13 protein-coding genes are annotated in these 13,936 nt (G+C 71.8%); 9 read left to right on the plus strand and 4 right to left on the minus strand.

The window, feature by feature from the left end:
- Window positions 1-140: 140 nt before the first annotated feature.
- Window positions 141-1,841, plus strand: coding sequence for a methyl-accepting chemotaxis protein (locus Aco03nite_RS03185; RefSeq protein ID WP_203793050.1), 1,701 nt, complete (start codon window positions 141-143; stop codon window positions 1,839-1,841).
- A gap of 38 nt (window positions 1,842-1,879) precedes the next feature.
- Entirely contained in the window at window positions 1,880-2,500 is a 621-nt protein-coding gene (locus Aco03nite_RS03190) for a phosphatase PAP2 family protein (RefSeq protein WP_203793051.1), read from the plus strand.
- Between the two features lie 283 nt (window positions 2,501-2,783).
- On the opposite strand, the gene Aco03nite_RS03195 is transcribed toward Aco03nite_RS03190, so the two are convergent.
- Window positions 2,784-3,122 carry a VOC family protein gene (locus Aco03nite_RS03195; protein WP_203793052.1) on the minus strand — a complete coding sequence of 113 codons (339 nt, stop codon included), beginning with the start codon at window positions 3,120-3,122 and terminating at the stop codon, window positions 2,784-2,786.
- A 368-nt stretch (window positions 3,123-3,490) separates the two neighbouring features.
- On the opposite strand from Aco03nite_RS03195, the gene Aco03nite_RS03200 reads away from it, so the two are divergent.
- The 3 genes from Aco03nite_RS03200 to Aco03nite_RS03210 are packed head-to-tail and all read left to right on the plus strand — an operon-like array spanning window position 3,491 to window position 5,356.
- Window positions 3,491-4,237: a lytic polysaccharide monooxygenase gene (locus tag Aco03nite_RS03200; protein WP_203793053.1), complete on the plus strand. Its 747-nt coding sequence runs from the start codon at window positions 3,491-3,493 to the stop codon at window positions 4,235-4,237.
- Window positions 4,238-4,245: 8 nt separating this feature from the next.
- Window positions 4,246-4,797 (plus strand): DUF305 domain-containing protein, encoded by a 552-nt coding sequence (locus tag Aco03nite_RS03205; protein ID WP_239144877.1) that lies wholly within the window; start codon window positions 4,246-4,248, stop codon window positions 4,795-4,797.
- Between the two features lie 43 nt (window positions 4,798-4,840).
- Window positions 4,841-5,356, plus strand: a complete 516-nt coding sequence (locus Aco03nite_RS03210) for a GNAT family N-acetyltransferase (protein WP_203793054.1) — start codon at window positions 4,841-4,843, stop codon at window positions 5,354-5,356.
- Here Aco03nite_RS03210 and Aco03nite_RS03215 read toward each other — a convergent pair.
- On the minus strand, window positions 5,346-6,263 hold the full coding sequence (locus Aco03nite_RS03215) for a LysR family transcriptional regulator (protein WP_203793055.1): 918 nt from the start codon (window positions 6,261-6,263) through the stop codon (window positions 5,346-5,348). The genes Aco03nite_RS03210 and Aco03nite_RS03215 overlap by 11 nt on opposite strands.
- Before the next feature lie 70 nt (window positions 6,264-6,333).
- Here Aco03nite_RS03215 and Aco03nite_RS03220 point away from each other — a divergent pair, with 70 nt between their 5' ends.
- Entirely contained in the window at window positions 6,334-7,233 is a 900-nt protein-coding gene (locus Aco03nite_RS03220; RefSeq protein ID WP_203793056.1) for a DMT family transporter, read from the plus strand.
- Window positions 7,234-7,364: 131 nt separating this feature from the next.
- Window positions 7,365-8,369 (plus strand): sulfotransferase family protein, encoded by a 1,005-nt coding sequence (locus Aco03nite_RS03225; protein ID WP_203793057.1) that lies wholly within the window; start codon window positions 7,365-7,367, stop codon window positions 8,367-8,369.
- A gap of 40 nt (window positions 8,370-8,409) precedes the next feature.
- Here the strand turns inward: Aco03nite_RS03225 and Aco03nite_RS03230 are convergent, their stop codons facing one another.
- On the minus strand, window positions 8,410-9,048 hold the full coding sequence (locus Aco03nite_RS03230; RefSeq protein ID WP_203793058.1) for a response regulator: 639 nt from the start codon (window positions 9,046-9,048) through the stop codon (window positions 8,410-8,412).
- Complete coding sequence (locus tag Aco03nite_RS03235; protein WP_203793059.1) at window positions 9,045-10,214, minus strand: sensor histidine kinase; 1,170 nt, start codon at window positions 10,212-10,214, stop codon at window positions 9,045-9,047. Before Aco03nite_RS03235 ends, Aco03nite_RS03230 begins: the two co-directional genes overlap by 4 nt.
- 142 nt (window positions 10,215-10,356) lie before the next feature.
- Between Aco03nite_RS03235 and Aco03nite_RS03240 the strand changes: the two genes are divergently transcribed.
- Window positions 10,357-11,124: an ABC transporter ATP-binding protein gene (locus Aco03nite_RS03240; RefSeq protein WP_203793060.1), complete on the plus strand. Its 768-nt coding sequence runs from the start codon at window positions 10,357-10,359 to the stop codon at window positions 11,122-11,124.
- Window positions 11,121-13,622: an FtsX-like permease family protein gene (locus Aco03nite_RS03245; protein WP_203793061.1), complete on the plus strand. Its 2,502-nt coding sequence runs from the start codon at window positions 11,121-11,123 to the stop codon at window positions 13,620-13,622. Before Aco03nite_RS03240 ends, Aco03nite_RS03245 begins: the two co-directional genes overlap by 4 nt.
- Window positions 13,623-13,936 lie beyond the last annotated feature (314 nt).

A 13,936-nucleotide genomic window follows, 5' to 3' on the forward strand; every position in this document is an offset into this window, starting at 1 on the left:
GATCGGCTGGAGTCGGCGTTTGTTGAGCAAAGGCTCAGCAGGTCCGCCTTCATGCCGAACGGACCGGTGTGGGGCGATTCCGGTTGGCTGCGGCCTTCCGGCGGGGCGAGTGGCTGCCGGTACTCGGTCTCGTCGGTGTCATGCTGATCGTCCTCGGGATACCGGTGTACGCGGTCACCGTGTCGGGTTTCGACCGCCTGGAGCGTACCCAGATCGGCAAGGACGCAGAAGAGTTACGGGTGGCGATCAGCGCGCAGGCTCAGCGGCTGAACGATTTCGGCGTCACCAACTCGATCTGGACGGCGCTCTACCGCACCCTGGCCGCCGGGGACACCGAACAGTTCGCCGCCGACATGCCGCCGCGGGTGCTGACCGCGGAGTACGGCTTCTCCGGTGTGCTGCTGACCGATCCGAAGGGCCGGATCCGGGCGGGTGGCCTGATCGACGGCGCGGTGTACCGGACGGCGCCGGAGCCGCTGGACGACCCGGACGTGCTGGCCGACTACCTCCGTACCGGCGAACCCGGCTCGTCGTTCTGCGGTCTGACCAGTGTGACCGGGACGCCGACCCAGTTCTGTTCGTTCCCGGTCTACCGGACCGAGGGCACCGGCGCCTCGAACGGCTCGCTGCTGGTGTTCCGGGCCCTGGACGCGTCGGCCCTGGGCGCGCTGGCGAAGGCGACCGACGACGAGATCGCGCTGCGGGCCGCGCCCCGCGAGGGCGCCGAGGCGCTGCGGGAACTGGACAGCGCGTTCGGCCCGATCGCGGTCTCCACCGCCGAGGTCGGCAACGAGATCGCGGTGGAGTGCACGATCACCGGCGTGGACGGGGTGCCGGTCACCTTCGAAGGGCTCACCGAGCGGCCGATCCGGGCCCGCGCGCAGGTCACCCTGGTGCAGCTGGGAGTGGTGCTGCTGATCGCGCTGGGCGCGGTCAGCATGGTGGTCCGGCTGGGCATGCGGCGGGCGGTGCGGCACAACGTGCAGCCGCTCCGGCTCACCACCGAGAAGATCATGGCCGAGGGTGACCTGGAGTTGCGGGTGCCGCCGTCACACGATCCGGACATCGACGCGCTCGGGTCGGCGATCAACGACATGCTGGCCGCTATCGATCAGCACAGCCGGGAGCTGGCCGAGCTGCGCGACCGGGAGAGCCAGGAGCGCGAGGAGGAGGTCGCCGCCCGCGAGGTCGAACGGGACGACGTGCTGCGCAAGGTGGAGATCGAGTCGGAGCAGATCATCGGCGGGGTCACCTACCAGCTCGGCGACGCGGTCCGCGAGGTGGACGCGGTGAACGCCTCGGTGGACGAGATCAACACCGGGGCGGCGACCGCGTACGAGGCCACCGAACAGATGGCCGAGACCGCCGAACGCGCTGATCAGGCGGCCGAGGCGCTGACCGTCAGCCTGCCGGCCACCCGGGAGATGGTGGCGGTGATCGCGTCGATCGCCGGGCAGACCCGGATGCTGGCCCTGAACGCCACGATCGAGGCCGCCCGCGCCGGTGAGGCCGGGCTGGGGTTCGCGGTGGTCGCCGACGAGGTGCGCAAACTCGCCGACGACACCGCCGAGTCCACCGAACGGATCACCGCGACACTGAACACGCTGACGGTCGCCGCCACCGACGTATCCAGCGCGGTGGCCACCATGACCGACACGCTGCGCAGTGTCCGGACGGCGATCGGGCAGGTCCGGCAGGTCGCCGGCGCCCAGCACCACACCATCACCGGCCTGGTCGACCAGGTGCAGAACGCGATCGGCCAGATCAACGAGTACTCCGCCGACCGCACCCGGCTGGCCGGACAGACCGACGGCCGGTCCGGTGACCTGGAACTGTTCTGACAGCGTCTTCGCAGCTCGCTGTGGGGTAATGGTTCGTCATGCGATCACTCGTGCTGCTGCCCCTGGTCCCGTTCGTGCTGCTGGCGACCCTGGTGGCGACCGGCTGGGGCCCGGTGCACGACGCCGACCGCTGGGTGACGGCGTGGGCGAACCAGGCGGCGCTCACCCACCCGGCGCTGACCACGACGACGACCTGGCTGACGAACCTGTTCCAGCCGAACGTCTTCCGCCTGGCCGCCGCGATCCTGGTGCTGTGGCTGCTCCGCCGCGGCGACCGCCGGACCGCGCTCTGGGTGACGGTGACCATGGTCGCCGGCGGTCTGCTGGGCGCGCTGCTCAAACTCGTGTTCACCCGGGCCCGCCCGGAACTCGCCGACCCGGTGTCCTGGGCGGCCGGTTGGGCGTTCCCGTCCGGCCACGCCCTGAACGCGGTCCTGGGCGTGGCGGTCTTCATCACCATCTTCCCCAGGCTGTGGGCACTGTGGCTGATTCCGATCATCACAGCGATCACCCGGGTGATCCTCGGCGTCCATTGGACCAGCGACGTCCTGGCCGGCTTGTTACTGGGAGTAGCGGTAATTCTGACCACCAAGAACCTCTTTTTTCGTACGCCCGTCCAAGGCCCCGCCCCCACCACGCAAGCAATGCGCCCCTCTTGACCGCCCGGCGACCGCCGGGCCGGACGCGGTGGTCACCGAAACCCCATCAGCCCTCGCCGGCCCGCCCTTGCCCGCGGCGTCGTGTGACGAGTTCAGCGCCCTTGCCGGCCCTTGTCGGCCCTTGCTGGCCCTCGCCGAAAACCCGCACCGGCCGGCACGGCGGTGACCGGCCGGGGCGCGAGGTCACCGGTGACGCGGACCCGAGGCGGACCCGAGGTGGATCCGGGGCGGACTCGCGGTGGATCCGGGGTGGTCGTGTGCTCCGGTCTGGTGGGTGTGGCGGTCAGATCGGGCCGGCGAATCCGATCTCGTTGCCGTCGTGGTCGGTGAAGGTGGCCTTGCGGGAGCCGGCGGCGTAGACCTCGACTGCGGTGGGGGACAGGCCCCGGGACTCGATCGCCGCGAGCCGGGCGTCGAGGTCGGTGACGAACAGGGTGGTCAAGGCGTGACCGGCATGATCCGGCCGGTGCTGGACGTAGACGTAGGCGTGCTCGCCGGCCTTCCACACCGATTCGACGTCGTTCGGCTCGAATGCCGGTGGCCCGCCGAACAACCGCGCATACCAGGCGACCGCCGCTGGATAGTCGCTGACGGAGATCCCGGCGAACAGGTCCACGGACATCCCTCCACTCTAGATTCCGTCCCACTGCTTCCGTGGGGAGAGAGCGGGGGCGGGGAGTCGGGAGCGGGGCGGCGAGGGAGATGGAAGTGGAGCAGGGAGCGGGGCGGCGAGTAGGGCTGAGGGCGGGACGGGGAGGCGGGGATGGGAGTGGGGCTGAGAGCGGAGCGGGGGCGGAGAGCGGAGAACACCGCCAGGTTCCGGGATCACCGACAGCGCCTCTGGACACCCGTGGCTGAGGGCGGGTTGGGAGAAAAGTGGGATTTGCCGGGCGTACCGGAATAGGGGTCTGAAAATTATTAACAATATTTACTGTTAAGGACATTTAATTTACGTTGGTGAACACGTCCCCTTTGTCCGAGGAGTTGAGCATGAGGCGCAGGTTCACCCTCTCCGTGTTGACCGGAACCGCTGTTGCCGGGTCTCTCCTGGTGGCCGTCTCCCCGGCGTCCGCCCACGGTTACATCTCGTCCCCGCCCAGCCGGCAGGCCAACTGTGCCAGCGGCGCCGTCTCCGGTTGTGGCGACATCATCTACGAGCCGCAGAGCGTCGAGGCCCCGAAGGGCTCGACGCAGTGCAACGGCGGCGGCTCCCGGTTCGCCGTCCTGAACGACACGTCGAAGGCCTGGCCGGCCGCCACCGTCGGCACCAGCGTCACCTTCAACTGGGTGATCACCGCCCGGCACGCCACCTCCACCTGGGAGTACTTCATCGGCGGCACCCGGCTGGCGTCGTTCAACGACAACGGCGCCCAGCCGGGGGCCACCAAGTCGCACACGGTGAGCCTGGCCGGGTTCAGCGGCCGTCAGACGGTCCTGGCCCGCTGGAACATCGCCGACACGATCAACGCGTTCTACTCGTGTGTGGACGTGAACATCGGCGGCACCGGCGGCAACCCGACCCCGACGCCCACCCCGACCGTGTCGCCGACGACCAGCCCGAAGCCGACGCCGACCCCGACGGCGACGAGCGGGACGACGACGTGGGCGGCCGGGACCGCGTACCAGGTGGGCGCCCGGGTGACCTACAACGGCGTCGCCTACCAGTGCCGGCAGGCGCACACCGCGCTGGTCGGCTGGGAACCGCCGTACACCGCCGCACTGTGGTCCGCGGTCTAGGGCCCGTCGTGCGGCCCGGCCCGGTCGCACGACGAACCCTGGCCCTGGTCGCCGTCCTGGCCCTGCTGATGACGGGGGCCTGTGGCGGCGGCGAACAAGCCGAGGCGCACAACGACACCGACGTGATGTTCCTGCAGATGGGGCTGGCGCAGATCGCCGAGGGGGACCGGATCGCCCAGGCCGTCGAGCGCCGGGCCACCGACCCGGAGGTCCGCGCGGTCGCCACCGAGCTGCGCGGCGCCTGGCGGACCGAGGCGCCGATGATGCGCGGCTGGCTCCAGGTGTGGGGCAAGCCGATGACGGCGGCGCCGGACCAGAAACTGCACGCCGGGCACGGTGATCTGCATTCGTTGCGGGAGGAGGATTTCACCGGGCTGGGCGATCTCGCGGGCGCGGAATTCGACCGGGCCGCGACGGCATTGCTGCTCGCCAATCTGCACAACGCGATGGAGACGATCCGGATGCAGGCGGCTGACGGGGCGTACCCGCAAGCCGTGGAACTGGCCGAACGCATGACGGAGTCGCGGCAGAATCAGATCCAGCGCCTGTTGCGCGTCTGAAATTCGAAGGACGGGCAAGACGATTGCTGAGTACGGTCGGCGCATGCCGCAACTGGTGACGCCGACCGTTTCCCTGCACGCCTCCTGGATCGAATCCCGTGACGAGTGGGGGCACGGTGTGCACCAGGACGGGGCGGGCCTGCGACCGGGTGACGAGGTGGACACGCCCGATGGTTTCGCCGCGTGGGTGCAGGCTCTGCGCGCGGCGGAGGCGACCGCCCCGGAGGGCTGGGTGCCGTGCACGTTCCGCTGGATCGTCGAGGGCGACCGCTATCTGGGGGCGATCGCCCTGCGCCACGAGCTGAACGACTTCCTGCTCGACGCGGGCGGCCACATCGGTTACGGGGTGCGGCCGTCGGAGCGCAAACGCGGCCTGGCCACCTGGGCGTGCGCCGAGACCCTGACGGTGGCCCGGGAGCGGGGGATGGACCGGGTGCTGGTGACCTGCGACGTGGACAACCCGGCGTCGGCCCGGGTGATCGAGCGCAACGGCGGTGTCCTGGAGGACGTCCGGGACACCTCGATCGGCCGGCTCCGCCGTTACTGGATCACGCTGTAGCCAGCGGGGTGGCGGGCAGCGCCCCGACTGTCGCGCGCAGCGTCCGCAGCAGCGCCGTGACCACCGGGTCGGTGCGCCGCCGGGCCGAGGTGGCCACCCCGACGTACCGGCACGGCGCGGGCGGGACGAGCCGGGCCGCGTGCAGCCCGGAGGCGTCGGCGGTGAGCGCCACCTCGGGGATCATCGCGATGCCCACCCCGGCCCGGACCAGGGACTGCGCGAACTGGTAGTCGGTGCCCCGGCACGCGGTCTCCACCTCGATGCCGGCCAGTGCCGCGTAGTGGTCGAGCATCTCGCTGATGGACAGGCAGCCGTGCACCCAGCGCTCGCCGCCCAGCTCGGCGATGGTGAGCGCGGTGCGCCCGGCGTGCCGGTGCCCGGCCGGGACGACGATCCACATCGGGTCGTCGAGCAGCGGCAGCCAGTCCAGCCCGGCGGGGACCGGCGGCGGGCCGTCGAAGTGGTAGACCAGCGCCAGGTCGGCCCCGCCGGAGCGGACCAGCGGCAGGCTGTCCTCGGGCTCGCTCTCGATCACGGTGAGCTCGACCGCCGGGTGGTCGCGGGTGAAGCCGAGCAGCGCGTGCGGCAGGATCCGCTGCCCGCCGCTGGTGAAGGTGGCCACGGTCAGTCGTTCGACACCCCGGGTGGCGAGCCGGGCGATCTCGTTCTCGGCGAGCCGCAGCTCGGCGTCGATGGTCTCGGCGGTGCCGGTCAGGACCCGGCCGGCGGCGGTCAGCTCGACCCCGCGGGTGCTGCGCCGGACGACGGCCGTGCCGACGGCCCGCTCCAGGGCGCTGATCTGCTGGGACACCGCGGACGGGGTGAGCCGCAGCTCGGCGGCGGCCCGGTTGAAGCTGCCGTGCCGGGCGACCTCGGTGAGCACCCGCAGGCGACGCGGATCGATCATCAGTTTTCCTTAACACGGCATCAGTAAGTGGTCACTTCCGCTTACCACCGTACGGGGCGATGGTGAGAGGGTGAATCGTCTCGCCTGGCTCCTCTTCGCCGCGGTGTCCATCCTCTGGGGCATCCCGTACTTCCTCATCAAGATCGCGATCGACGACCTGTCGCCGCTGCTGGTGGTCGCCGGCCGGGCCGGGATCGCCGCCGCCGTGCTGATCCCGGTCGCCCTGCTCCGCGGCACCCTCGGCGCGCTGCGCGGCAACCTGCGGACCGTGACCCTGATCTCGGCCGTGCACATCATCGGCCCGTTCCTGCTGATCACCTACGGCGAGCAGCACATCACCTCGTCGTTGACCGGCATCCTGATCGCCGTCGAACCCGTGGTGATCGCGCTGCTGATGTCCCGGGCCGAGCCGCTCACCCCACGGCGCACGGCCGGGCTGCTGCTCGGTTTCGCCGGGGTGGTCGTGCTGGTCGGCGTGGACCTGGGCGGCGACAGCTGGGGTCTGCTCGGCGCCGCGATGGTGCTGCTCGCCGCGATCAGTTACGCCGTCGCCACCATGCTGGTGCAGCGCCGCGCCGCGCACCTGCCGCCGGAGGCGCTGACCGTCGGCACCACCGTCACCACCACGATCGTGCTCGCCCCGGTCAGCCTGCTGGTGCTGCCGTCCGGGCCGGTCGGCGCGGACGCCTGGGGCGCGCTGATCGTGCTCGGGGTGTTCTGCACGGCCGCCGCACTGCTCGCCTTCTATCAACTGATCGGCCTCGCGGGGTCGAACCGGGCCGGTCTGGTCACCTACTTCAACCCGGTCGTCGCGGTACTGCTCGGAGTGATCCTGCTCAACGAGCCGATCGGACCGGGCACGATCGCCGGGTTCGCGCTGGTGGTGACCGGGTGCTGGCTGTCAACGTGGACCGGGACCTTCGGTCCGACGCGAAAACTGCCAGTCAATTCACAGCTAGCCGACAGCTGAAGGGTCTTTCCAGCACAGGCTTTTTGCGAAATCTTTGCCAAGTCTTCAAGATCAGTGGGAAGACCTGGAAAGGAGCGCCATGCGGCAAGCGGGGACGACAAACCCGGTCGAGGCAATTTACGGTGGTCGTCATGTCGAGTGACCGCCCGATCTTCGTCGTCGGCTGTCCCCGGTCCGGTACGACGATGCTGCAACTCATGTTGCACGCGCATCCGCGGATCGCGCTACCGCCGGAGACCCGGTTCCTACTTGCGGCGTACCAGAAACGCGCCGAGTTCGGAGACCTCACCGAGGCCGCCAACCGGGACGAGCTGGCCCGCTTCATCGTCACGTCGTCACAGTTCGAGGATCTGGGCCTGGATCCCGAGCAGACGACCGAGGCGATCGTGGCCGGCCCGCCCACCCTCGGTTCCGCCTTCGGCATCGTCTTCCGGATGTACTCGGAGCGGTTCGGCAAGCCCCGCTGGGGCGACAAACGCCCGCTCTACCTGCGTCACCTCCCGACGATCCTGCGCCTGTTCCCGGACGCGCAGATCATCAACATCATGCGGGACGGCCGGGACTGCGTGGCGTCGCTCAAGGAGACGCCGTGGAAACCGTCCGAGTTCGACACCCTCATCGACTACTGGGCCAAGTCGGCCGACGCGTCGCTGATGGCCGCCCGGCGCTACCCCAAGGACGTCTGGTTCCAGGTCCGCTACGAGGACCTGGTCGCCGATCCGGAGCCGCACCTGCGCCGGATGTGCGACTTCCTGGAGGAGGACTACGACCCGGCCATGAGTACGCCGAACAAGCTGGCGTCGGTGGCCGTGCCGGAGTACAAGACCTGGCACACCCTCACCCATCAGGCGCCGACCACCGAGCGCATCGAGAGCTGGCGCACCCGCCTCACCGACGAGGAGCTGCGCAAGTGCGAGGCCGCGTTCGGTGAGCAGCTGGCCAAGTTCGGGTACCAGCCGTCGATCCCGGTGCCGCGCAGCGCCCAGATGCGCTCGGACGCCAAGCTGATCGCCCGGCACCGGCTCGGCCCGGCCAAGCAGGCCGCCCGCAACCTGTTCAAGCCCACCCCCGTGGTGACCGAGCCGCCGGTCGCGGCGCTGCTCACCAAGGGCCAGCTCAAGGGCATCTCGGCCTGATCGGCGGTCCGGGGCCGCCTCTCGGGGCGGCCCACCGGAGTCAGGCGACCAGGCGCCGCTCCCAGGCCCAGGCGGCGATCTCCACCCGGTTCCGGGTGCCCAGCTTGGTGTGGATGCTGCCGAGATGGGTCTTCACCGTGCCGACCGAGATGAACAGCTCGCCGGCGATCTCCGCGTTGGTCTGGCCGCGGGCGGTCAACCGGACCACCTCCAGCTCGCGCGGGGACAGCCCGCCGTCCCCACCGGACGGCGCCGGGGCCGCCAGATGACGCAGCAGCCGGACCGTGATCGACGGGCTGACCAGCGCGTCACCGGAGGCGGCCGCCCGCACCGCCTCGATCAGCAGCGCCGGCCCGGAATCCTTCAGCAGGAACCCGGCCGCGCCGCCGAGCAGCGCCTGATGCACGTACTCGTCCAGGTCGAAGGTGGTCACCACGACCACCTTCACCGGATCCGGCACGTCCGGCCCGGCCAGCAGCCGCAGCGCCTGCAGCCCGTCCATCCGCGGCATCCGGATGTCCATCAGCGCCACGTCCGGTTTCAGCCGCCGCGCCTCGGCGACCGCCTCCACCCCGTCCGCGGCCTCGCCGACGACCTCCATGTCCGGCTGCGCGCCGAGGATCATGCCGAACCCGGTCCGGACCATGGCCTGGTCGTCGGCGATCATCACCCTGATCAAGAGACACTCCACTCCAGCGGCAGCACCGCGTCGACCACCCATCCGCCCCCGACACCGGGGCCCGCGGTGATCATCCCGCCGACCGCGCGGACCCGTTCGGTGAGTCCGACGAGACCATATCCAGGGCGTTCCCGCGGCGTGGGCGGGCGGGGTGCGGGTCCGTCGTTGCCCACTCTCACCAACAACTGCTCGGCGGTACGGGTGAGCCAGACCTCCACGTTCCGTGCCTCCGGGGCGTGCTGCCGGGTGTTGGTGAGCGCCTCCATCACCACCCGGTAGGCCGACGTGGAGACCTCCACCGGCAACCCGGCCATGTCCCCGTCGAAGTGCAGCCGGGCCACCGGGCCACCGGCCGCCGTGTACTGCTCGACCAGGATCTCCAGGTCACCGACCCCGGCCACCGGGGCGAGCGGAGCGTCCGGCCGCGAGTCCGAGTCGCGCAGCACCCCGACCATCCGGCGCATCGACGCCATCGTCTCGCTGCCGGCCTGCTCGATCTGCTCCAGCGCCAGCAGCACCCGCTGCGGATCCTGCTCGGCGATGAACCGGGCGCCCTGCGCCTGCACCACGATGCCCGTCACGTGGTGGGCGATGAAGTCGTGCAGATCGCGGGCGAACTCGGCCCGCTGCTCGGCCCGGACCGTGTCCACCGCCCGCTGCCGGTTGCCCTCCAGCGTGCGCAGATAGACGCCGATGCCGATGGCGGCCGCCCCGGCCAGCGCCTGGATCAGACCGAAGACGACCACCTGGCCCCCGATCGCGCCGGCCCGCAACGGCAACGTGCCGACCGCCAGCAGCAGCACCGCCACCGCAGGGACCGCCCACACCGTCCGGCCCCGGCGGGACACCACCATCAGCACCCCGAGCAGGGCCACCGACTCGGCCAGGCCCCACAGCGTCGTCTCGGCCTCGGCATTGCGGGACATCCCCACGCTCAGCAGCAGCGCGTGCAGACCCAGCAGCAGACCCGCCTGCGGCAGCCGGACCGAGTCCTGCCGGTGCGCCGGCAACCAGACCGCCGCGGCCACCATCGCCGCCGCGATCCGCCAGAGAGCGAGCGCCAGACCGCCGTTCGCCAGGCCGCCCTGGATGTCGAGGATGCCGAGGAGAGCCAGCACCCCGAACGCGGCGAGCTGGCCCATGCGGAGCAGGGCGAGGTTCATCATCGTGACCCAGCGTAGGCGGCCCCGTGCCGGGCCATCATCGGCCGAAAGACATAGCCGGGCCCATGCCCGGAGAGGGATGTGGGGTGCCGCCCGGGTCGGACAGTCTTCGATCGTCCGATCCCACCGAGCTTGGAGTTCTCACATGCAGAGGCAGTCCGCACCAGTGACGGACCGCAACGGCCCGGCCGCGGTCGCGGCCGTGGACCTGGTGAAGGTCTACGGCGCCGGCGACACCGCCGTCCGCGCGCTCGACGGCGTCAGCGTGGGCTTCGAGCGGGGCCGGTTCACCGCGATCATGGGCCCGTCCGGCTCCGGCAAGTCCACCCTGATGCACTGCCTGGCCGGCCTGGACACGGCCACCTCCGGACAGGTGCTGCTCGGCGGCACCGACCTGACGCAACAGCCGGACCGGGTGCTCACCAAGGCCCGGCGCGAGCGGATCGGCTTCGTCTTCCAGTCGTTCAACCTGCTGCCGCAGCTCACCGCGTCCGCCAACATCACCCTGCCGCTCGACCTGGCCGGCCGCGAACCGGACCCGGTGCTGCTGGACCGGCTGATCACCACGCTCGGACTGGGCGGGCGGCTCGGCCACCTGCCCAGCGAACTGTCCGGCGGCCAGCAGCAACGGGTCGCCCTGGCCCGGGCGCTGGTCTCCCGGCCCGAGGTGGTCTTCGCCGACGAACCCACCGGCAACCTGGACTCCCGCTCCGGCGCCGAGGTCCTCGCCCTGCTCCGCGACTCGGCCCGCGACCTGGGCCAGACCATCGTGATGGTCACCCACGACCCGGGCGCCGCCGCGTACGCCGACCGGGTCGTCATGCTCGCCGACGGGCGCCTGGCCGGCGAGATCCACCAGCCGGACATCACCTCCGTCACCGAGGCCCTGCAGAGCCTGGCGGTCAACCGATGAGCGTCGTGCTGCGGACGCAGTTGGCCGGGGTGGGGCGGAGGCCGGCCCGGCTGCTGCTCACCGGGCTGGCGGTGCTCGTCGCGTCGTTCGTGGTCTACGCGACGGTGCTCGCCCAGCAGATCACCGAACGTAGCGTCGTCGGCGGGCTCAGCGGCACTCCGGAAGCCGTCGACCTGGTCGTGCAGCAGGGCGACGTCCGGTTCGCCGACGTCACCGCGGTCGGCAGGCTGCCCGGAGTCGCCGAGGTGGCCGTCCGTACCGAGGCGTACGTGCAGACACCCGCCGGCGACCTGATCGTCTCCACCGATCCGGGCAGCGGGCCGCTGAGCACCGTCACCCTCAGCCAGGGGCGGTACCCGACGGCGCCCGGGGAGATCGCGGTCACCCCGCGCACCGTGGAACGGATGGACCTCCGGCTCGGCGCAGGCGTGCCGGTCACCGTAGGGGAGGGCGGCAAACAGACGCTGACCGTGGTCGGGGTGGTCCAGCCGCCCGCCGACGCCGGATCCCTCGCCTACGGGACGCCGGACACCGTCGGCAGGCTGACCGGTGGCGACTGGGTCGACCGGATCGACCTGCGCCTGGACGGCGGGGGCGATTCCTCCGGCGTACGACAGCAGGTGGTTGATCTCTTCCAGGGTCGTGAAGGTGCGCCGGAGGTGACCACGGGGGCTCAGACCCGGCTGGCCGAGGCACGGGCCGCCGCCGACGAGATCGACCAGCTGTTCATCGTGGTCCGGGTGTTCGTCGCGGTCGCCGTGATCGCGGCCGGCCTGATCGTCGCCTCCACGTTCCGGATCGTCTTCGCCCAGCGGATGCGGCAACTCGCCCTGCTCCGCGCGGTCGGCGCCGGCCGGGGCGCGGTGTCCCGCGCGCTCGCCGCCGAAGGCGCCCTCACCGGCCTGGTCGCCGGGCTCACCGGGGTGCTGGCCGCGCTCGCCGTCGGCCACCTGATCCCACCGGTGGCGTCCGCCTTCGGCTCCGCACTGTCCGGACCGGGATTCCCGCTGCTCGAAGCCGGTCTCACGGTGCTGCTGGCGGTGCTGATCACGGTGCTGGCGGTGCTCGCCCCGGCACTCTCCGCCGCCCGGGTCGCGCCCCTGGAAGCGCTGCGGTCGGCGGCGACCACCGGCGCCCGGCAGGGCATCGGCGTGCTCCGCACGATCACCGGCCTGCTCTTCGCCGCCGGCGCCGCCGGGATCGCCGCCCTGGTCTGGAGCCGGCTTCCCGGCCCCGGCGAACCGTACAACTCGGCCGAGACGATGATGCTCGGCGTCGTCGCGTCCGGCGGGCTCGCGTTCGTCGCCCTGATCGCGCTCGGCCCGGTACTGGTCCGGCCGGTCCTCGCCGTCGCCGCCTGGCCGCTGCGCCGGCTCGGCCCGGTCGGCCGGCTCGCCGTCGGCGGAGTCGGCGGCAGCGCCCGCCGGGCCGCCGCCGTGTCGGTGGTGGTCGCGCTCGGCGTCACCCTGGTCACCGGGGTGCTCGTCGGCGGCGACTCGATCCGGGTGCTCGCCACCCGGGAAGCCGCGGCCGCCGCCCCCGCCGACTTCGAACTCCGCGGCCCCACCGGCGCCGCCCTGCCCGCCGCCGTCACCGACAGGGTGCGGCAGAGCCCCGACGTCACCCGGATCGCCACCTACCGCTGGACCGACGGGGTCAGCATCGGCACCATGCTGGACGCCGCGGCGACCGACGTGCCGGTGGCGGACGTGCCCCGCCTCGCCGAACTCGACACGGTGTCCGGCTCGGTCACCGGCCTGGCCCCCGGCCGGGCCGTGATCGGCCAGATCGTCGCCGAACTCGACGGCCTCCGGACCGGCGACGAGGTGGTGGTCGGCCGGGCCGGACGGCAGATCCGGGTGACGGTGGCAGCCGTCCTCGGCGGCCAGGCCCCGCTGCACACCGGAATCCTGCTGGACGCCGCCGACCTGACCCGCCTGGGCATGCCCGCCGCCCCGACCGGGCTGCTCGCCGACGCCGCCGCCCCCGGCGAGGACGGCCGGACCGCCGCACTGCGCTCCCTGCGCGCCGCGGCCGCCGGCCAACCGGACCTGGCGGTGGCCGTGCTCGCCGACCAGTACGACCAGATCAACGACGCCCTCGCCATGGTCCTCGCGGTGGCGCTGGCCCTGATCGGCCTGACCGTGTTGATCGCGGTGGTCGGGGTGGGCGCGACCACGGCCCTGTCGGTGGTCGAACGCTCCCGCGAGTCCGGGCTGCTCCGGGCGGTCGGCATGTCCCGGTCCGGCCTGCACACCATGCTCACCACGGAATCCGCCCTGTACGGCGTGATCGGCGCGGTCCTGGGCCTCCTGCTGGGCGTTCCCTACGCCTGGCTGGCCGTCTCGGCGATCGGCCTGGACGCGCCGCTGACCCTCCCGGGTTTCCAGCTGCTGGCGGTGTTCGTGGTGCTGGTGGCCCTGACGGCGCTGGCCGGCGTGCTGCCGGCCCGCCGGGCGGCCCGGGTGAGCCCGGTGACCGCCCTCGGCACCGACTGACCCACCGCGAACGGCGAGGCAGGCCCCAGCCCGGGGCCTACCTCGCCGTGCCACCCCACGCCAAACCGCGCGCCTGCCCGTTTGCGCCGCGCTTTCTGTTTGCGCCGCGCTTTCCCGCGCCTCGCTCTGCCACCCCACGCCGAACCGCGTGCCTTTCCGCGCCGCGTCCTGCCACCCCACGCCAGACCGCGCGCCTTTCCGCTCGCGCCGCGCCCTCCCGTGCCGTGCCCCGGTCTGGCTGTCGCGGTGGATTTGGGGGATCGGTGGTGGTTGATCGTATTGACGGATGTGAGGTTGTCTACTGCAACCCGGGT

It is taken from the genome of Actinoplanes couchii (genome assembly GCF_016862075.1).
GTDB classification, from domain to species: domain Bacteria; phylum Actinomycetota; class Actinomycetes; order Mycobacteriales; family Micromonosporaceae; genus Actinoplanes; species Actinoplanes couchii.